Below are 19,517 nucleotides of genomic sequence, written 5' to 3' on the forward strand. Positions count from 1 at the left end.
TGGACCTCGCCCCGGCCCGGCGAACCACGTATGGGGGCCGGGGCGACCGGCAGGGGGAGCCCGCGCACCTGCGCCTCAGTGCGCCTCGGACACGCCGGGCTCCTCGCTGTCGGCGTGCTTGATGTCGGCGCGGCGCAGCGCGACCAGCGCGACGGCGGCCAGCGCCAGCATGAGCGCCGCGGTCAGGTAGAGCGGCACCTGCATGCCGAGGGTGAACGCGGCCCGGGCCGCGTCGGCGAGCTGGGCGCCCAGCTGCCCCGGCAGGTCGGCGGCGATCCTGAGCGCCTCGGAGAGAGTCTGGGACGCCGCCGCGGTCTCCGTCTCCGGCACCCCCTGCGGCATCGTGTCCAGCAGCGTCCGGCTGTAGACGACGGTGCTGATCAGCCCCATGAGCGCGATGCCCATCGCGGTCCCCAGCTCCAGGCTGGTCTCCGACAGGGCGGAGGCCCGCGCGGACCTTTCCTGCGGCACGCTGCCGAGCACGATGTCCACCGCCACCGTGGCCACGATCCCGGTGCCCGCGCCCACCAGGATCATCCCCGGCACCAGCACGGCCAGCCCGGAGTTCACCTGGACCTGCGACATGACCAGCAGGCCGACGGCCATGAGAAGGGGGCCGGCGGCGAAGACCAGACCGGGTCTGGCCCGCTGCGCGAGGTAGCCGGCGACCACCGCGGCGACGATCACCCCGACCCCGGCGGGCATCTGCCACAGCGCCGCGGGCAGCGGGCTCAGCATCAGCACCTGCTGCAGGTACGGCGAGGCGAGGAAGGTCCCGCCGGTGAGGGCGAACATGACCAGCGCGTACCCTCCCACCGCGGTCGCGAAGACCGGCCGGCGGAAGAGGTCGATGTCGATCATCGGGTCGGCCCGCCGGCGCTGCTGGTACATCAGCGCCACACCGAAGCCGACGCCCCCGATGAGCGCGGCGAACGCCAGGATCGACGGCCCCTCCAGGGCCAGCTGCTTCAGCCCGTAGATCAGGGGCAGCATCGCGGCCAGCGACAGCACCACGCCGAGCAGGTCGAAGCGGCCCTTGCGGGGGTCCCGGGACTCCGGCAGCACCATCGGCCCGGCGACCAGCAGCAGCAGCATGAACGGCACGTTGAGCAGGAAGACGGAGCCCCACCAGAAGTACTCCAGCAGGAAACCGCCCAGCGGCGGCCCCAGGACCACGCCTCCCGACGAGCCGGCGGTCCAGATGCCCACCGCCATCTTGCGCTGCCCGGGGTCCTGGAACAGCGTGCGGATGAGCGCCAGCGTGGACGGCATGAGGGTGGCGGCGCCGATGCCCAGCAGCGCCCGCGCGGCGATCAGCAACTCGGGCGTGCCGGCGTACGCGGCGGCGGCCGAGCCGATTCCGAAGAGCACGGCGCCGCCCAGCAGCACCCGCCGCCGGCCGATCCTGTCGCCCAACGCGCCCATCGGGATCAGCAGCCCGGCCAGCACGAACGTGTAGATGTCCATGATCCACAAGAGTTCCGAGGCGCCCGGCCTGAGCCCTTCGGTGATCCAGGGGACGGCGAGGAACAAGATCGTGATCGAGTTGGACAGCAAGATCACGGGGAGAGTGAGTACGACGAGACCGAGCCATTCGCGACGGCCCGCGATGGGGGGATTCATCTGCGTCATGCCCAGAATCATACAAGCGTACAGAACGGACGTATGAATGAAACGTGCTATGATCGTCATCATGGGACACCGAGAGCAACTCCTTGAGGGCGCGAAGCGGTGCATCGTGGAGCGCGGTTACGCGCACACCACCGCCCGCCACATCAGCGCCGCCTCAGGGGCCAACCTCGCCTCCATCGGCTATCACTTCGGCTCCAAGGAGGCACTGCTTCGCGAGGCACTCATCGAGATGGTCCAGGACTGGACCGACCTGTGGCAGATCACCGTCCACAACGACGCGGTGGACCCGCTGGTGGGCTTCGAGAAGACCTGGCAGCAGATCGTCGACAGCTTCAAGAACAACCGCCCGCTGCTGGCGGCCAACTTCGAGGCGCTCACCATCGCCGAGCACGCGCCGGACCTGCGGGAGAGGCTCGGCATCGCGCTCGCGTCGGCCGCCGCCCCTGAGGGACTGGCCAAGCTGCTCGGCACGGACGAGGCGCTCGACGAGGAGTCCGCGCGCGCGGTGGGCCGGCTCTACCTCACCCTGCTCCAAGGGCTGATGGCGCAATGGCTGATCAATCCCGAACTGGTGTCCGTGACCGACCTGACCGACGGGCTGCGCGTGCTCCTCCGACAACCCCCGGTCCATCGGCGCGGGACCGATCCGTACCCCGTACGTGAGGCACTCGGCACCGCATCTCTGGCGAACAACAGTTGAGTTGATTCTTGGGGGACTCCTGTGTTCCAAATGCTTCTTTCGTCGGTCACCGCGCCATCCACCCTCGTCGACAACTCCGACATCCCGGACCATTGGACCGGCCGCGACCTGCTGACCTCGGTCATCCTCTGGTACGGGCTCGATCCCGTGCTGGCCGCGCAGCGCGCGGAAGAGCTGCTCGGCCCCTGGGACCTGGCCGAGGCGGAGATCACGCCGGTGCGCGAATACTCACCGGACATGATCAGGAAGATCAGCCTGCTGGTCACCCTTCTGCCGGAGCCGCAGCCGCTGGCGTTCGACACGCTGCTGAGCGACGCCGGCCACTCCTCGAAGTCCTGGATGAGCGTGTGATCAGCGCTCCGTCCCCCCGACCACCCGCCTCGGCTGGCCCACGCCGCGACCCGCCACACGGGACATGTCCGTCTCGCCCAGCCCCGTGCCCAGGGACAGCTCGGTCGGCAGGTCGGCGCGGCGCTTCACGTTGAGCTTCCGGTACACCCGGGTGAGGTGCTGCTCCACCGTGCTGACCGTGATGAACAGGCGCTCACTGATCTCCCTGTTGGTGTAGCCGAACGCGGCCAGCGCGGCGACGCGGCGCTCGGCGTCGCTGAGCGCCGCCGCCTCGCCCAGGTCGCCGCCGCCGTCCTCGTCGCGCGGCTGCAGCCGCGCGGACAGCGGGCCGGCCTCGCACGCCTTGGCGATCTGCTTGGCCCGCCGGGCCATCAACCGCGCCCGGGTGATGTCGCCGAGCTCCTGGTAGGCGTAGCTGAGATCCGCGTACGCCCAGCCGAGCTCCAGCAGGTCACCGGAGCGTTGCAGCAGCGTCATGGCCTCCTGCAGCCTCGCCGGCCGTTGCCGCAGCTCGGTGACCGACGCAAGCAGCCGCAACGCCCGGCCGTGCACCCGCGGATGGGTGCCGCCGGGTATGGACAACTGCTCCGTGATCTTCTGCCGCGCCTCCTCGGCCGCGCCGATCTGCAGGTACGTCCGGGCGATCGCGCAACGCCAGTCCGCGAGCGCGGGGATGTCGAGGTCCCACTCGCGCAGCAGCTCACCGCACTCGTGAAAGTCGCTCAACGCCGCCCGCGGGCGGTTGGTGGCGAGATAGTAGTCCCCTCTGGCCTGCAGGAAGAGCGGCCACAGCGTGGTTCGCGACATGTCGCCGGGAACCCCCCGCTTGATGATCTCCGCCGCCTCGTCCAGATCTCCCATGGCGACGGCGGCCCGCAGCAGCACCATCAGCGGCAACCCGAGGATCACCCCCCAGCTCGTCCGCGACATCGCGCTCATGGCCTGCCGCGCGTACCGCCGGGCGTCGCCCAGCTCGCCGTGCTGCACGGCCAGCCACGAACGGATCGCGGCGAGGGCCGCCGTCCACCGTGGCAGCCCGCGTGCCGCCCCCTCGGTGCCGAGTTGCTCGCACCACCGCACCGCCTCCTGGTAGCGGCCCGTGTGGCTCAGGGCGAGCAGCGCGACGAAGACCGCCTCCGGCTCCGACTCGGCCAGGTTGCAGCTTTCCAGCAACTCCTGGGCGGCGCCGACGAAGTCCTCCTCGGCCTTGCCCAGCAGCAGGTTGCTCAGCGAGAACTCCCGGCCGGCCGGGCCGGCCTCGCCCACCGGCCCGTCCGCCTCGCCCCCGACGAACATGCCCGGGAAGATCAACCGGACCCACTCCCGGGTGAAACAGAGCCGGGAGTGCTCCCGTGACGGGCTGTCGCACGGGGGCGCCGTCCAGTCGTAGACGACGGCCGCGCGGCGGGTCCAGCCGTGCCACAGCAGATATCTGCTGAGAGCGCGGGAGTCCGCGGTCGTGAGCTGACCGCGCCCGTACGCGTCCTCCAGCGGAGCCAGGAAGCGCAGCGCGCCGGCCGGCCGATGGCACCAGTTCGCCTGGGCCAGCTCGGTCAGCATCGCCGCCCGCGCCGCTTCGTCGTCGCAGATGAGCCGGGCCAGCTCCAGGCAACTGATCGCGCGGTCCTGGTCGTCGTGCACGAGCGCCACCTGGGCGGCCTCGCGCAGCACCGCCACCATCCACGGCTCCGCCTCGGCCGGAGTGGCCGGGCTGGAGGCCAGCAGGTGGTCGGCGATGTCCCCCGGCTCGGCGCCGAGCTGATACATGATGCGCGCCGCCCGCATGTACATCACGGACTGCCGGTCCGGGCTCAGATCCCGGAGCACGGCCCTGCGCATCGTCGGATGCCGGAACTGGCTTCCCCGCAGCAGCCCCGCCCCGTCCAGTGCCTCCAGCGCGGGGAGCACGTAGGCGGGCTTCACGCCGAGCAGTTGCGCCACCGAGCCCGTGCCGGCCGAGCGCCCGAGCAGGGCGACGCCGCGGGCCGTGTCCAGGATCCGCGGGTCCCAGCGGTGCAGGCAGGACAGGACCGCCTGGTGGAGATGGCGGCCGGCGCCCGGGTGGGAGCCCTCCGGCGACCAGCCGCCCTGCGCCACGTCCCAGTAGTCCTGCACCATGGCGTGCAGGAGCAAGGGGTTCCCGCCGCTCAGCCGGTGGTACTCCGGTGCCAGCCGGGCGGCGGGCTCGGTGCCCACCGTGTCCCGGAGAAGTTCCTCCACCCCCGCCGGCGACAACCCGGCGACCCGCGCTATCACGCAGTTGGGCCGCCCGGTGAGCTCGGCGCTGAACAGCGAGTCCACCGAACGCCGCTGCGCCAGCGAGGTCACGGCCAGCAGCAGCGGCGCGTTCGCCATCCGCCGCTGGATGTAGAGCAGGGCCTGCAGGCTCGGGCCGTCCGCGTTGTGCACGTCATCGACGGACAGCAGGATCGGCTGCCGTTTGGTGAGCTCCACGAGAACACCGCACAGCCGTGCCGCGACATTAGTGAGATTCTGTCCGATCAGCACAGGGTCAGGCACCCCGGAGATCCCGTTGACCGGCTCCGGGGCGAGCGTCTGCTCCACTTCGTCGGCCAACTCCGGAGGCAGCTCGGCAGATCGAAACAACTGTCCGAGAGTCCCCAAGGGAAACATTCGTTCCGCACGCGACCCGGCGCTTTTCATCAGAAGGAACCCGGCCGCGCCTGCCTCGTTTGCGCAGGTCTGCAGTAACGCACTCTTACCCATGGCGCCGAAACCGGTCATCACCATGACTCCGCCGGTCCCGCCCGCCGCCTTCTCCATAAGGTCACGGAAGTTTTCCAGTGCCTCTGCACGTTCGATGAGCTGCATGGCCCACGCCTCCAGCCAGCCACCCTAGACGTCGTTTCCCGATGTGTAACTTTCTTTTTCCAGCGGATTACAGCGATCCCCTCGGCGTACTTCCGCCGGGAGAAGGGATTGCGGGGCAGGGTGACACGCAGAGGACAGATGGATATTCGGCCGCCCAGGTTCTGACGTCGGGATGGTTGGTGCTGGTGCGCGGCCTGGCCGTCGCGGACGATGCGTGCCGGCCGGGGCGGGCCTCCCGCCCTTCCGGCGGCGGCCCCAGCGTGGCCGCCGCGAGCTTCATCTCGGCTTCGAGGCATGCCGACGACGCCACGGTCCTCTCGTCGGCGCGCCCGTCTCTCTCCCGCACGTGCGTGCCCCCGCAATCCTCTTCCTCCAGCACGTCATGCTGGAAGAAGGGCATAGAGTGCGATATTTGCCGGAGCATCCGGTTCACCGGCAATTGGCGATGTCACTATACGTAGTCACGAGTCCCCCGTCACCCCCGAGGATCGTCCTCCCCTTCCGACGCCACCCTGACAGGCTGCAGATTGTTCCTGCCATGATTCCTAACAGACTGGTTGAAGAGGGGATCTGTCGGACAACATGACGGCAGTATATGTGGGTAGATCACTTCTCGACCCCTAACGCCCCCCCTATCTCCCCCCTCTTGTGATGAGTCAGATGGGACAACCGGCAGTTATCGTGAGAGTGACGTGAATCCTGCTCGCGTTCAGCGACCCGCACCCGGCGTTCACGGACCGCCTGCGGCGGTGGTCCCCGCTCGCCCCTGGAAGGGTGATCCCGTCGGGCCGTAGGATCAACCACGTGGATCTTGACGAAACCGCCGCCCGGCTCGGGGTGCCCGTCGAGGACATCGATCGTGTGCACCGGCTCGCCGGCGACCGGCCATCGGCTCCGCTGCCCGCCAAGGCCGACGCACCCGCGCTCCTGCACCGGCTCGCGGTCCACCCGGACGACGCCGCCGAGATCATGGCGGGCTGGCCCGACCCCGGCTCTCCGCTGTGGACTCCGGAGCTGCGCTGGCTGCTCGACCGCTCGATCGCCCTGGTCCGCGCCGATCTCGGCGGCCACCTCTGGCTGCCGCCCGGCCCGGCGCTGCCGCGCGAGCGGGGCCCCGCCTGGCGGCACCTCTACGTGTACGCGTACCTGGCCCTGGTCGACGTCGTCATGACGTACCACCGCGACCACGGCATCGCCGACTCCGTGTCATGGGTGACCCTCGCGGACCTGGGCCGCAACCTCGTGATCGACCGGCGCATGCGCGGCGAGGGCTGGCCGGTCATGCAGAGCTGGCTGACGCTGCACGCGCGTGGCGTCGTCTACGAGCTGGGCCGGCTGCAACACCACCGCGGCGGCACCGCCATCGACCTGCACATCCCCGAGACAGGGCCGCTGGGTCCCGAGGCAGTGGAGGCGTCGCTCGACGCGGCCCGCGCCTTCTTCCCGCGCCACTTCCCCGACGAGCGCTACACGGAGTTCGCCTGCGGCTCGTGGCTGCTCGACCCACAACTACGCGAGTACCTGCCCGAGGACTCCAACATCGTCCGGTTCCAACGCAGGTTCGAGCTGGAGCCCTACCAGGAGCCGGAAGGGCAGGACGCCGACGTCGAGGTGCTGCGGTTCGTCTTCCGCACCCTGACCACGCCGCTCGACCAGCTGCCGCGCCGCACCGCGCTCCAGCGCGCGATCGTCGACCACCTGAAGGCCGGCCGCCATTGGCGCATCCGCCGCGGCAGCTTTCCTATGTAGCCTTCGCGATCGCGCGGCGCGGCGATGCCGGAGGCATGATGAAGGTGCAAGCCGTCAGCGCCGCCCACCGACGCGGCGCCTGACGCGGGCACGAGTCCGGGCGACCGCCGGGCCATCGGCTCTCTCAACAGCGATATCCGCTGCCTTCCTTCCTTCTGGCCTGATGCTCCGTGAGAGAGAGCGAGGTCCACACGTTGAGCGCGCAAGCCCGCCACCGGGCCGTGATCCTCCTTGTGGCGACCGCAGTCGTCGTCCCAGCCGTCGCGCTGGCCCTGCACCAGGTCGAGCTGGGGAGCAACCTGGCCGACATCGTCGCCGTGATCCTCGCCCTGCTGGCCCTCGTCGTCAGCCGGCGGCAGAGATCCGCGTCAAAAGCCGAGCTGCGCGAACGTCTCCATACCGAGATGGAGAGCGTGCTGTACCGCGACGCCCAGGTCCATGGCCTCCTGCGTCCCGAGCTCCTGCCGATGCGCCTGCTCGACCGCGACGGCAACGACGTCTGGCGCGACGCCGACGGCCCTGTGTGGACGGCGAGCGAGTTCCAGAGCCACGCCACCGGTCTCGTCACCGGCGGCACCCCAGGCAGGATGATCGTTTACGGTCCCCCGTACGGCGGCAAGTCCACGATGGCGCTGATGATGGCCCTGGGCCTGCTGTCCGAGGGTCGCCTGCCACTGCTGCTGAACGGATCCTCGTGGGACCCGGTGCGCGACTCGTTCGCCGACTGGTTCGACAAGGAGGTCTCCTCCGTGCTCGGCCCGGCGTACGAGTACGAGGGCAACCTCTACCACGTGCTCGGCCATGAGACGCACACCGTGGTCATCATCGACGACTTCGACGCCTTGGCCGCGCACGCGGAGCAGGCGGTGAAATGGCTGGAACAGGATGCCCTGCACAACCGCCCCCTCGTCCTGTTCGCCAGAAGCGGCACCATCGATCCGTCCGTCCTGCCGGCGGGGTACGCCGTCCGCACGCTCGCGCCCCCGAAGCCGGACCTGCTGCGCAAGCACCTGCGACAGCTGGTGGGCAAACCCGCCGCCGACGGTAAGTGGCGTCCTGTGCTGAGCCGGATCAACCGGCGGCAGGACAACGACGTGACCGCGCTGCTGTCCGTTCCGCTGTTCCTGAGCCTGGCACGGCAGGTGTGCGGCGACCCCGGGTCCGGGCTCGACCCCGGGCGGCTGGTCGCCCTCGTGGACGAGCACGGACGCATCTCCGCCGAGGATCTCCTGCTGGACGAGCACGTCGCCATGGCCACCAGTACGGCCCCCTACCCCGGCCTCCGGTTAGGGCTGGACACGCCCAGAGGCCGCTGGTGGCTGCACAACCTGGCCGTCATGCTGCGCGAACGCAAGGACCGGCGCCTGGCGTGGTGGGAGCTGCACACCGCGATCCCGGCCGTCGTGCCGATGCTCGCCACCGCGCTCGTGCTGTTGCCCGCCTATCAGCTCGCGCTCGTCATGCCGCTCGGGCTGACCCGCGGGCTGGCCATCGGGCTGACGGCCGGAGTGATCATGGGGCTGCTCAGAGGCGTCGCACCGGACGCGCGCTCGATCGCGGTCGCCGGGCTCACGGCCACGGCCGGAGTCCTCGGAATCGGCCTGTTCAGCCTGACCCCGGCGCAGGCGGCAGGGGACGCGGTCGAGCTCGGCACGGCCTTCACGCTGACGCTCGCCTGCCGTCCCCTGCTGATCCGCCGGCGCGTCCTGCGCCTTCCCCTCCCCGGTGGCCGCGCCTGGGACGTCGCCGGACGGGTCGTCGCCACAGGCGCCGTGGCGCTGGTCGCCTGCGGGTCGGCACTGGCCTGCGTCGTGGCCGACGGACTCGGCGCCGAGCACAAACTCGGCGGCGGCTTCTGGCCCATCCTCGTCTCGATGGCCACGGGCGTCGGCATCGCCACGATGGCCGGGCGGATGATGGCCGTGGACCTGTCCGCGCCGCCCGTCCCGTGCCGGCTCGCCCCGCGGGTCCGGGGGCTTCTCGGCTCGCCGCTGCCCTACCTGCTGAAGGCGTTCCCACCCGTGGTGCTGATCGGCGTCATGGCGGGGCTGACCGGCATCTGGCGCGTGAACGGCATGGCGTACGGGGTGCAGATAATGATCGTCTTCGGCCTCGTGCTCGGCGTGCCGATCGCGCTGGTCGTCGGCACCGTCAACTGGCTCACCCAGCCGCTGCCCGGCGAGCCCGCCGCCGCCGCCAGGACGATCCGGCGCGGCGACCGGTGGGCGGCGCTGGGCTGCGTGACCGCGGTCGCCCTGGTGGCCGCGGCCGGGATCATGGTGCTGCGCGGCCCCGGCCACAGCCTGATCAAGACCGTCGAGGAGGAGAGCGGGAACTTCAGCGTGCAACCCTGGCAGGGCATCCTGTTCGGCCTCACCCTGGGCGTGGTGCTGGCGTCACTGCACACGGCCTGGCCCGCCGTGACGGTCGGGCAGCTCTGGTTGGCGGCGCGGGGGAAACTCCCGTGGCGGACGGTGACGTTCCTGGAGGAGCTGCACACGCGGCGGCTGCTCCGCAGGACGGGCCCGTACTACCAGTTCACCTACGACCGTCTCGCCGACGTTCTCCTGCGGTGCGTGGACACCGGCGCGGATCCGTACGATCATCGCACCGTGCGACTGCTCGTGGCCGGCTCCCCGCGTGACCGGAGGACGCATGACGGAGGCGAACGCATGGCGCGCGATGGCGGGGCGGGCCGATGAGAGGTCACTGGTCGAGACCGCGACAGCCGAGCGCCATCGCCTGGTCCTGATCGAGGGCGAGCCGGGGGCGGGCAAGCGGCCCTGTTGCAGGTAGGCCCACGCCAGGTGGGCGGGCGCGTAGCCGGACTGGTGCCGCCAGTCCTCCGGGCCCGGGTGGCCGACGTACACGCTGTCGTGGCTGGCACCCTCGCCGCTGGTGTAGCTGTCGCCGACGACCGCCAGCTTGTACTTCCGCTTCGTCGGCGAGGGCGTCGGGGTGTCGGTGGGCGTGTCAGTGGGGTCGGGACGCCGGCCGAGGCGGTCGCCTCCAGGGCGGCCACGAGCCCGATCAGGCCCAGCCCGAGCCATCGCCGTAACCGGAGGGGAGGACGCATGGGCACAGCCTTCCTTTCGAGAAGGACAGGAGCGGATGTCGTACCGAACGCATCATCCGCCGCCCTGCGAGCGCTAACATCCGGTGTTCCCCCGACCTTTGAGGTACCGGGCTGGAGACATGTTCCGCAGCCGAAGACGAACCGGTTCAGCTGTCGCCCGCGCGGAGCACCTCGCTCAGCCGTCGCCGGCGGCGTAGCGCCGATTCGACGGGCACCACGACGGCGACCGCCGCCAGGAACACGACCGCCACCAGGCCGAGCGCCCACCACGGCGACGCCGGGGCCGGCTCTGCGCCGGTGAGCAGGCGCAGTGCGAGCGAGCCGAACGTCAGGCGGGCGAGCAGCACCCCGAGCAGCGGACCGCCCACAGCGGCGACCACCACCGGCGGCAGCAGTTCTCCCGCGGCGACCCAGCGGGCCTCCCGGGGCCGCAGCCCGAGGGTGCGCAGCCGGGTCAGGGTCTGCCATCGCTCCGGCGCGCCGGCCGCCGTGCCGAGCGCGAGTCCCAGCAGGCCGAGCGCCGGCAGGGTCACGGCCGAGACCCATGCCAGCCGCAACAGTCCGGAGGCCAGCGGCCCGTCCGCCGTCCCGCGGCCGACAGTGGCACCGAAGATGAGCGCGTACGAGGCCAAGGCCACGGAGGTCACGAGCACCAGCAGCGGCAGCACCCGGGCCGAGGCCACCGCCGCCCTCGCGGCCCCGAACACCGCCAGCGGCCGGCTCGACCGCAGAAGCCGCTTGAGCACGAAGCGCGTCGCGAGGGGCAGCGCCCGCGCCGGCAGGAGCGCGCCCGCGAGCACGCAGAGGGCGGGCGCGCTCGCGGGCAGCACCCCGCCGCCGATTCCACGCTGGTACAGAGCGACGAGGGCGCCGGACGCGACCGCCAGCACCCCTGTCTCAAGAGCGGCCCGCCGCAGTCGTACGGTGTCACGCGCCCACCGCCGCGCGCTCCGGTTGGCCGGGACGCGGCGATCCCGGGTGGCGCGGGCGGCGGTGAGCATGCCGAACGCCGGCCCGGCGGCGACGGCGGTGACCACCACGGGAGGCGTCCAGTCCCAGGAGACCCCCGGCGCGACGGCCCGGGCCAGGCCGAGCCCGGCCGCCGCGGCCAGCAGCGCCAGCACGGCGGATTCGAGCAGCAGCTCGCCGCCGATGACCGGGAGCGACATCCCTCTCTGCCGGGCGGCTGCCAGGGCGGGGGCGCGGCGGCGTACCAGCAGGTCGGCGGCGAGCAGCAGGACCAGGACCGCGACGGCGAGCAGGGTGACGAGCAGGACGGACGCCTGCGCGAACGCGGCCTCGACCTGGGAGCTCACGTTCCGCAACACGCCGTCGAGCCGGGTCTCCCACTTCAGCGAGCCGTCCCGGGCGCCGGAGGAGCCGGAGGACGCCTTGAGCGCGACCACCTTCGCGGCGACCGACGGGACCACGTCCCAGGTGAGCCGGGCCGGGTCGGGCGTGAACGAGACGGTACGCCGCAACTCGTCCAGCCCGAAGGCGAGCCGCGCGTCGGGCAGCGATTCGCGTGACAGCAGCCCGGCGAACCGCGTGGATCCGGTGCCGTCCGCGCCGGCGACGGGACTCAGCAGCGAAGGGAGGAGCCGCCAGGCGGGATCGGCGCTGTCCCGAGGCCGGAAGACGCCGCTGACCTGGACCTTCTTGACGTTCCCCTGGTCGTCGGCCAGCGGGATATGGGCGCCGGGTCGGAGCCGGAGAGCGGCGGCGTCCGCCTCGGACAGGCCCACCTGCACCGGCCACGGCGGCGCGCCGTAGGGAACCGCGGCGGTCTCGGAGGCGGTGGGCCGGGGTGGGCCGCCCGCGATCCAGGTCACGTCGGGCCCGCCGTCGCGGGCCACGTAGGCGAGCTGGAACGTACGCAGCACGCTGCCATCGGTGATCTTGAGGGTGGGGCTGGTGACGGTGGCGACGGGGGGACGCAGGGCGGCGCGCAGGCCGGGGCCGAGTTCGTCCGTCGCCCTGGCGCGGAAGTCGTCGACGTCCTCGGCGAGGCGGGGGTGCCGGACCCGGCTGCCGCCCGGCCCGTCGTCGTCTTCCATGCGGGAGTGGACCTGGAGGTCGCCGCCGGTTCTGCGTACCGCGTCCCGTACGGCCGCGTCGGCGGTCGCCGACAGGAGCGGCGGCACAGCGCCGGCGAGCAACGTGACGACCGCCACCACGACCGCGGCCAGGAGCAACGGCCCGGCGTCGGCGCGGGCGCGGCCGGCGACGCTGGGCCAGTGCGGTGCCGGGATCCTCACGACGCCACCCGCAGATACGCGGCATCGGCGAGCCGGGCCTGGACGACGACCACCGCGCCCACCGCCAGCGCGCACCCGGCCAGCAGCCCGGTGAGCAGGGCGGCCTCGGCGGCCCACGGCCAGACGGGCAGAACCTCGGGGACGGGAGCGGCGCCGGTGTCGGAGCGGACGAGCAGCGGCGCGACGACGCGGGTGGCCAGCGCGCCGACGACGGCGCCTGCCGCGAGCAGCGGCAGCAGGATGCCGACGTGCTGGCCGAGCAGCACGGCACGGATCTCGCGCCGGGTCATGCCGAGACCCCGCAGGCGCGCCATCTCGACCGCGCGGGCCCGCAGGTCGAACGTCACGTGCAGGACGATCCCGGCGATCATCAGCAGCACCGCGGCCGGTACGAGCAGCCGGAGCACGGCCGGCAGCCCGGCTCGCAGCGGACCGCCGGTGAGCCGGGCGGTCTCGGACGCGCGCGTGGTGACGCTGCCGAGGCGGAGATCGACCGCGTCACCTCTGGTGGGACGGCCGACCCACCACGCGTCCACGGGCACGTCGAAGTCGCCGCTGACGGCGAGGGCACGGGACAGGGCGTCGAAGTCGGCCAGGATGGCCGCGGCGCCCGGAGCGGACGGCACGGCCGGCAGCACCTCGGCCACGTCGACCGGCACGGGGGTGAGGCCGACGGTGAGGTCGAGCCGCGAGCCGCGCCGGGCGCCCACCTCGTCGGCGAAGCGGGCGGAGACGGCCACGGGCACCGGTCCCGGGGCCGGGAAAGCGGTGGCGACCAGGTTCCTGGCGGCGTCCGGCGGGCCCTTCAGCGCGACGGTCGTGGTCATCCTCAGCTCGGTGCCCGCGGAGGTGCTGCTCAGGGCGGCGGCCGGATTGCCGAGCTGCCCGGGGGCCGGCCCGGCCGAGGTGGCGGTCCAGGGCGATGCCCCAGAGCCTGTTCCCGCGACGGTGAGCGTCACGGCGACGCGGCTGTCCCCCTCGGGGGCTTCCACCAGGGCGTCGGAGTGGCCGGTGCCCACGTTCCCCGTCGCGACCACGAACGGAAGGGACACCGCGACCAGTTGGGACCCTTCGGCCGTCGCGCAGTCCGGCAGCGGATGTGCCCTGCCGTCGAGCGGAACGGGCGCACCGACGCAAGGGGTACGCAGCCCTGTCGCGTCCTGCAGCAGCAGCCGGGGCGTCACGGTGAGCGGCGTAGGACCGGTCGCCTTCCCGGTCAGGGAGAGCGCTGCTCCAGCCGGGACGGGAACCCCGGCGGCGCGCGCCGGCGGCGCGAGAAGGGCGCCCACGTCGTTCCAGGTGCGACCGTCGTCCAGCCGCCCGCGCAGCAGCGCCTCGGCCCGCGTGGTGTCCATGGCGATCAGCCGCGGCGGGTCACCGGCGCCGCCGAGCCACTGCCCGACCGCGATGCCACGATCGGTGGCCGGGCTCACCTCTCCCCCGCTGGCCGCGCCGACCATTCCGCCCTGCCCGGCGACGGGCGGAGCGGTGAGGGTGAGCGCGAGATCGGTGCCGACGGACAGATCGGCCTGATCCTGCTGGGAGCGCTGCCACGTGGCGTCGAACCCGACCCCGTACGTGGCCGCCGCGCAGCCCAGCCCGATCAGCAGCCCCGCCGCGACCGCCTGGGGCCTGCGGGCGGCTTCGAACGCGGCCAGCGCGACCATCAGCCCGCGAGCCCGGCCGGCCAGCCGTTCCACCAGGCGCAACGCGGGCCACACCAGGCGCAACGCCACCGCGGATCCGGCGATGAGCAGCAGCGCGGGAGCGAGCACCCGTACGGCGTCGACGGGGGAGCCCGAACCGGCCGGCTGGTCGCGCAACTGCCACCAGCCGACGGCGGCGAACGCCACGAGCAGCAGGTCCGCGCCTGATCGGGCGAGCAGCTCCCGCCGCCCGCGTACGCCCTGGGAGGAGGTCCGCAGCGAGGGCACGACGAGCACCGCCGCCAGCGCCAGCGCGCCGCCGGCGACGGCCAGCACCTGTACGGCGTTCACGCCGAAAGGCGTGGCGAGCCCGGCCCCGGCCATGGGCGGCAGCCGGGTCAGCCCGGCGTGCAGGGCGGACGAGGCCGGGATCGCGACCGCGGTGGCGAGCACGGCGAGCGCGCCGGCCTCGACGAGCGCGGCGCCGGCGAGTTGACCGCGGCCGACGCCCAGCGCGGACAGCAGGGCGGTCTCGTCGCCGCGCACACCTGCGCTGAGCCGGCCGGCGAGGGCGAGGGCGGTCGCGGTCAGGACGAGCCCGATGGCGGCGACGGCGAGCACGGCGGCCGTGGTGACCCGCTGCTGATCGCGGGCGGCCAGCAGGGTCGAGGGCAACCGGGAGGCGACGCGCTGGATGCGCACCCGGTCGCCGAGCGTCCGTCCCAGGCGGCGGTCGGCGCCGAGCACGGCCTGGGTGACGGTGTCGAGGTCGCGGACGGCGGGGGCGGACAGGTCGGGGTGGGCGCCGATCTCCAGCCGGTCGAGGGTGGAGCCGCCGCCGAGCAGGTCGGCGAGGTCGACGATGAACGGCCCGTACGCGTGAACCGGCTGTGCGGAGCGGCCGTCGCGGTAGGCCGGGTCGTAACCGGTGGCGGCGAGGGGGTCACGCTCCCAGCCGGCGCCCGGCAGCGGGCGTACGATCCCGACCACGACCACCTCGGCCCCCTCATCGGGATCGTCGGCCAGCTCTCTGCCGAGGCGGACCCGGCTGCCGGCGCTCAGGCCGAGCTGCCGCGCGGTGCTCTCCAGGACGACCGCCTCCGCCGGCGTGGCGCCCGCCCGCGGCAGGCGTCCGGCGGCCAGTTGAGTGCGGGCCGGCAGGTCCTCCACCCCCGACAGGTAAGCCACGGCCGACACACCGGCGCCGGGGAGCGAGCGCATCGCGGACGACGCGCGCGCGGCCGTCGTCGTCGCGAACGGAGCGAGGGCCGAGGTCAGCACGGCGCGGGTGTCGTCGGCGACGGATCTCGCGCGCTCGCCGCGGATGGTGACGGCGTAGGCGGTGACGTCGATCTGGCCGGGGGTGGCGCGGGAGGCGGCGGTCTCCAGCGCCTGCTCGGCGGTACGGGTGAGCAGGAGGGCGCAGGTGCCCAGCAGCGTGGGGCCGACCACGGCGACGGCCAGGAGGGCCGCCAGCAACGGCCATTGCACACGGGCTCGCCGGGCGACCAGCCTCAGCACGGACGACTCTTACTGATCACGAATCGTCCCGGCTCGTGGGGTGCCCGTCGAGCCGATCTTCAGCGCGCGGGCCGGGATGCTCGTCGAGATGCCCGTCGTTGATGCGAATCACCCGATCCGCCAGCGCGAGCATCGTCGGATCATGCGTGGAGACCAGCGCCGTCACCCCCTCGGACTCCACCACGCCGCGCAGCAGTGCCATCACCGACAGACCGGTCTCGGCGTCCAGCTGACCGGTCGGCTCGTCGGCGATCAGCAGGCGGGGCGAGGCGGCCAGCGCCCGGGCGATCGCCACCCGCTGCTGCTGCCCGCCGGACAGCTCGGCGGGCAACTGCTCGGCGTGGGCGGCCAGTCCGACCAGTTCCAGCAGCAGCGCGACCCGCCGCTCACGCTCCACCGGCGGTACGCGGGCCAGCCGCAGCGGGGCGCCCACGTTCTCCGCGGCCGACAGCACCGGGATCAGGCCGAAGGTCTGGAAGACGTACGAGACCTTCTCCCGGCGCAGCAGGGACAGGCCGTCCTCGTCGAGGGCGGTGACGTCCGTTCCGTCGACGAGGACCGTGCCGGAGTCCGGGCGGTCCAGGCCGCCGATGACGTTGAGCAGCGTGGTCTTTCCTGAGCCGGACCGCCCGACGAGGGCGGTCATGGTGCCGGCCGCGAGCTCGAACGTCACGTCCCGCAACGCGTGCACGGCGGTCGCCCCGCTGCCGTACCGGCGGTGAACGCCACGCACGCTCACCAGAGGTCCGGCGTTCATCCGGGCCCTCCGCCGTCGGGACGGATCGCGACGTGATCGGCCTCCAGCACCAGCCGGACCCGTCGCGTCAGCGCCAGCGCCTCCCGGTAGTCGCGCGGCACCTGAACGCGCCCGGCCCTGTCCATCACCGCGTACTCCTCGGCGATCACCTGCTGGGCGCCGTCGTCCCCGGTGGCGGTACGCCGCAACACCTCGCTGCTCGTGCGCCCGTCGCGAATCGCCACCGTCCGCTCCACCTGCCCGCTGACCGAGGGATCGTGGGTCACGATGACGACGGTGACGCCCAGCCGCCGGTTGACGTCCCGCATCAGCCCGAACACCGCGGCCGACGTGGCGCTGTCCAGTTCGCCGGTCGGCTCGTCGGCCAGGAGCACCCTGGGCTCGTTGGCGAGGGCCACCGCGATGGCCACCCGCATCTGCTGCCCGCCGGACAGCTGCGCGGGCCGCCGCTCGGCGCACTCGGCGACGCCGAGCAGGTCCAGCAGCTCGGCGGCACGCCTGCGGCGTACCCGGCCGGGAGTGCGGGCCGCGGTCATCGGCAGGTCGACCATCTGCCGCGCGGTCAGGTACGGGATGAGGTTGGCGGCCGTCTGCTGGCGTACGAGTCCCACGGTGTGCCGCCGATACCGGACACGATCGGCCCGCGACATGTCCAGCAGATTCCACCGATCGACCCGCACCCGCCCGGCGGTGGGAGCGTCGACCCCGGCCAGGATGGACAACAACGTCGACTTCCCCGACCCGGACGCTCCGACGACGGCCACCATCTCCCCGCTGTCCACGACCAGGTCCAGCCCTTGCAGCGCCTGCACCTCGACCGACCCGGACTGGTAGATCCGCACCAGGCTCTCGCACACGATCAGCGCGTCCCGTCCGAACTCCGGCGCTTTCGCGGGAGGCTGCGGCAGGGGTAAGGGCGTGATGGACATCCCCCTCCTCAACCCCGGCGCGGCTCTGCTCCAGGGCCGACTCTATCGCCCTCGCAAATCGAGCCCAAGATTCTTTCCCCGAGGGAATTCCACCGTCGAGGCCACATCCGGCTCAGGCCGGCAGACCTCGTCGACAATTACTTTGCGTGACCATCGGATGACGATCAAGCACGAAGGTGATCAAGAAGGAGCAGGGAAGGGCCAGATTCGGACGGTCATAGTAGGAGATTCGGCCTCCGTGATCCCACGTGCACCGTAGGGCGTTTCGGCAGCTCAGGACCGTTGACGTGCCTCTCGTCGTGGAACAATTACTTTCCGTAATCGAAATCCGAGGAATATGACCGATTTATGCCTTTAATGCATACTTTCGGCCGCTTGTCGGGGGTTTCCTGAGGGTTTGACTATCTTGGCGTCCTCGGAATACTGGGTGAGCGAACGGCGCCGATCCGCTCTTTCCCCCTAGCTCAGGACTGTCATGCCGCCAGATTTTGCCAGCGTCGCGATAGTGGCAGGCGTCGTCGCCGTCGCCCTCGCAGGCGTGCTGATCTACCGCCACCTCGTACGCCGTGAGCTCGCCCGGACCCGTGCGCAGCTGACCGAAACCCGAGACGCGCACGAACACCTGTCCCGCGAGAGCGCTCAGCGGGAGCAGCGGATGCGGCAGGCCGAACATCAGATCAGAGAGGCCGAACGCCGGGCCGGAGAGGCCGCCGAGGAGGCCCGTGAGCTGCGCGCCCAGCAGGACCTGGCGCGCGTCGAGACCGAGCACCTGCTGTCCACCCGCATCCCGGCGCTGGTCTCCCACCTGCGTGCCTCGCACGTGATCGTTCCGGGGCTGCAGAACCCGGCGCTGGCCGGCACCGACGTCGACCGGCAGCACCACGCCGTGCTCGACTCCATCTCCAACGCCGTGCGCGACGAGGCGGTCCGCATCGACGAGGCGGCCCAGGCCGTCGTCCGGGGCGCGATGGCCCGCGTGCAGACCCAGGCGCTGCGCGCCCAGGACCTGCTGGCCGCCGTGCAGCGGCGCTACAGCGGCGACGAGCACACCCAGCTGCTGCGCGAGGTGCTGGGGCTCGACATGTTCAACGAGCTCATCGTGCGCCGCGCCCAGGCCACCGGCATCGCCTGCGGCGCCACGACGGGCCTGTCCCGCGACGACACCTACCTCGTGGACCTCGTCGTGGGGGCCATCGCGCGGGTCGAGAACTTCGACCAGCGCATCGAAGGGCCGGCCAACCACCTGCGCCGCCGCGTCGGCGTGGCCGCCAGGGCCGCCGAGCCGGTCCTGTTCGTCACCTCCGAGCTGCTGGCCAACGCCGTCCATCACTCCCACGGCACGCTCAAGGTGACCATCGCCGTGCACGAGACCAACACCGGCGCGGCCATCGTCATCGACGACGCCGGGGTGGGGCTCAACGAGGAGCAGTACGCGCGGGCGAGCCGGCTGCTGAGTGGCCGGCACGCCGTACGGCTGGTCGACCTGGGCAACCCGCCCCACACCGGATGGGCGGCCATCGGGCGGCAGGTCGCCCAGTACGGCATGCAGGTGACGGTGAAGAAGAGCGCCTACGGCGGGGTCCAGGCCGTGGTGAGCGTGCCCGCGGCCCTGCTGGTGGAGATGCCCGAGAGCACCCGTCCCTCCGTGCTCGCGCCCGAGCCGGTCAGGTCCGTCGTGGCGGCGCCGTACCAGCGCATGCCGGAGCCTGCGGGCGCGCCGCGACCGGCGCACGCGGTCACCGCGTCGAGCAGCGCATCGGTCGCCGCCTCGCGGGTCGGGCGGGAGACGGCCGCGGCGCTGCCCGCACAGGCGACCGCGCTCACCGACGCACAGGCCGACGCGCAGGCAGGCCCGGACACCGGCCCTGCCGGGATCGAAGGTCTTCCCGGGTTGCCGCAGCGCCGCCGTCAGTCGCCGCGGCGCGTTCCGTCCAGCGCCGCCGCCGGCCCTCTCACCACTCCGGAGGAGGCCCAGAAGCGGTGGGGTGACTTCCAGACGGGCGCCGAAGCGGGCCGCCGCGAAGCAATGCCGTCTCACCAGGACGACGCGACCGAAGGGAACTGAC

The 19,517-nt window shown here is 72.3% G+C and carries 11 protein-coding genes; 5 read left to right on the forward strand and 6 right to left on the reverse strand.

Annotated elements, in window-relative coordinates:
• Window positions 1–75 precede the first annotated feature (75 nt).
• Window positions 76–1,632, reverse strand: coding sequence for an MFS transporter (locus tag BMW85_RS05350; protein ID WP_177240500.1), 1,557 nt, complete (start codon window positions 1,630–1,632; stop codon window positions 76–78).
• A 61-nt stretch (window positions 1,633–1,693) separates the two neighbouring features.
• On the opposite strand from BMW85_RS05350, the gene BMW85_RS05355 reads away from it, so the two are divergent.
• A complete protein-coding gene (locus BMW85_RS05355) occupies window positions 1,694–2,332 on the forward strand; it encodes a TetR/AcrR family transcriptional regulator (RefSeq protein WP_177240501.1) in 639 nt (212 codons plus the stop codon).
• 30 nt (window positions 2,333–2,362) lie between these two features.
• Window positions 2,363–2,683 carry a P-loop NTPase family protein gene (locus BMW85_RS05360; protein ID WP_091077643.1) on the forward strand — a complete coding sequence of 107 codons (321 nt, stop codon included), beginning with the start codon at window positions 2,363–2,365 and terminating at the stop codon, window positions 2,681–2,683.
• Here the strand turns inward: BMW85_RS05360 and BMW85_RS05365 are convergent, their stop codons facing one another.
• Window positions 2,684–5,515, reverse strand: coding sequence for an ATP-binding protein (locus tag BMW85_RS05365; RefSeq protein ID WP_091077646.1), 2,832 nt, complete (start codon window positions 5,513–5,515; stop codon window positions 2,684–2,686).
• An 804-nt stretch (window positions 5,516–6,319) separates the two neighbouring features.
• Here BMW85_RS05365 and BMW85_RS05370 point away from each other — a divergent pair.
• Both BMW85_RS05370 and BMW85_RS05375 read left to right on the forward strand, forming a co-directional pair.
• A complete protein-coding gene (locus BMW85_RS05370; protein ID WP_091077649.1) occupies window positions 6,320–7,264 on the forward strand; it encodes an acyltransferase domain-containing protein in 945 nt (314 codons plus the stop codon).
• A gap of 233 nt (window positions 7,265–7,497) precedes the next feature.
• Entirely contained in the window at window positions 7,498–9,966 is a 2,469-nt protein-coding gene (locus BMW85_RS05375; RefSeq protein WP_091077650.1) for an NACHT domain-containing protein, read from the forward strand.
• Between the two features lie 520 nt (window positions 9,967–10,486).
• Here the strand turns inward: BMW85_RS05375 and BMW85_RS05380 are convergent.
• The 4 genes from BMW85_RS05380 to BMW85_RS05395 are packed head-to-tail and all read right to left on the reverse strand — an operon-like array spanning window position 10,487 to window position 17,451.
• Window positions 10,487–12,598: an FtsX-like permease family protein gene (locus BMW85_RS05380; RefSeq protein ID WP_091077653.1), complete on the reverse strand. Its 2,112-nt coding sequence runs from the start codon at window positions 12,596–12,598 to the stop codon at window positions 10,487–10,489.
• The gene (locus tag BMW85_RS05385; RefSeq protein ID WP_245774638.1) at window positions 12,595–15,735 is read right to left on the reverse strand and encodes an FtsX-like permease family protein; all 3,141 of its coding nucleotides are present in this window, start codon (window positions 15,733–15,735) and stop codon (window positions 12,595–12,597) included. Before BMW85_RS05385 ends, BMW85_RS05380 begins: the two co-directional genes overlap by 4 nt.
• Before the next feature lie 46 nt (window positions 15,736–15,781).
• The gene (locus BMW85_RS05390; protein ID WP_091077660.1) at window positions 15,782–16,522 is read right to left on the reverse strand and encodes an ABC transporter ATP-binding protein; all 741 of its coding nucleotides are present in this window, start codon (window positions 16,520–16,522) and stop codon (window positions 15,782–15,784) included.
• The gene (locus tag BMW85_RS05395) at window positions 16,519–17,451 is read right to left on the reverse strand and encodes an ABC transporter ATP-binding protein (protein ID WP_091077662.1); all 933 of its coding nucleotides are present in this window, start codon (window positions 17,449–17,451) and stop codon (window positions 16,519–16,521) included. The genes BMW85_RS05390 and BMW85_RS05395 overlap by 4 nt, the downstream gene beginning before the upstream one ends.
• 505 nt (window positions 17,452–17,956) lie before the next feature.
• On the opposite strand from BMW85_RS05395, the gene BMW85_RS05400 reads away from it, so the two are divergent.
• On the forward strand, window positions 17,957–19,516 hold the full coding sequence (locus BMW85_RS05400; RefSeq protein ID WP_091077665.1) for an ATP-binding protein: 1,560 nt from the start codon (window positions 17,957–17,959) through the stop codon (window positions 19,514–19,516).
• Window position 19,517: the final 1 nt, after the last annotated feature.

This window comes from Nonomuraea wenchangensis (assembly GCF_900111685.1).
GTDB lineage: Bacteria > Actinomycetota > Actinomycetes > Streptosporangiales > Streptosporangiaceae > Nonomuraea > Nonomuraea wenchangensis.

Coding starts and splice junctions, on each gene's coding strand:
- BMW85_RS05395 (WP_091077662.1), bottom strand. CDS start 17,451: ATGTCCATCACGCCCTTACCCCTGCCGCAGCCTCCCGCGAAAGCGCCG.
- BMW85_RS05355 (WP_177240501.1), top strand. CDS start 1,694: ATGGGACACCGAGAGCAACTCCTTGAGGGCGCGAAGCGGTGCATCGTG.
- BMW85_RS05350 (WP_177240500.1), bottom strand. CDS start 1,632: ATGACGCAGATGAATCCCCCCATCGCGGGCCGTCGCGAATGGCTCGGT.
- BMW85_RS05360 (WP_091077643.1), top strand. CDS start 2,363: ATGCTTCTTTCGTCGGTCACCGCGCCATCCACCCTCGTCGACAACTCC.
- BMW85_RS05390 (WP_091077660.1), bottom strand. CDS start 16,522: ATGAACGCCGGACCTCTGGTGAGCGTGCGTGGCGTTCACCGCCGGTAC.
- BMW85_RS05365 (WP_091077646.1), bottom strand. CDS start 5,515: ATGCAGCTCATCGAACGTGCAGAGGCACTGGAAAACTTCCGTGACCTT.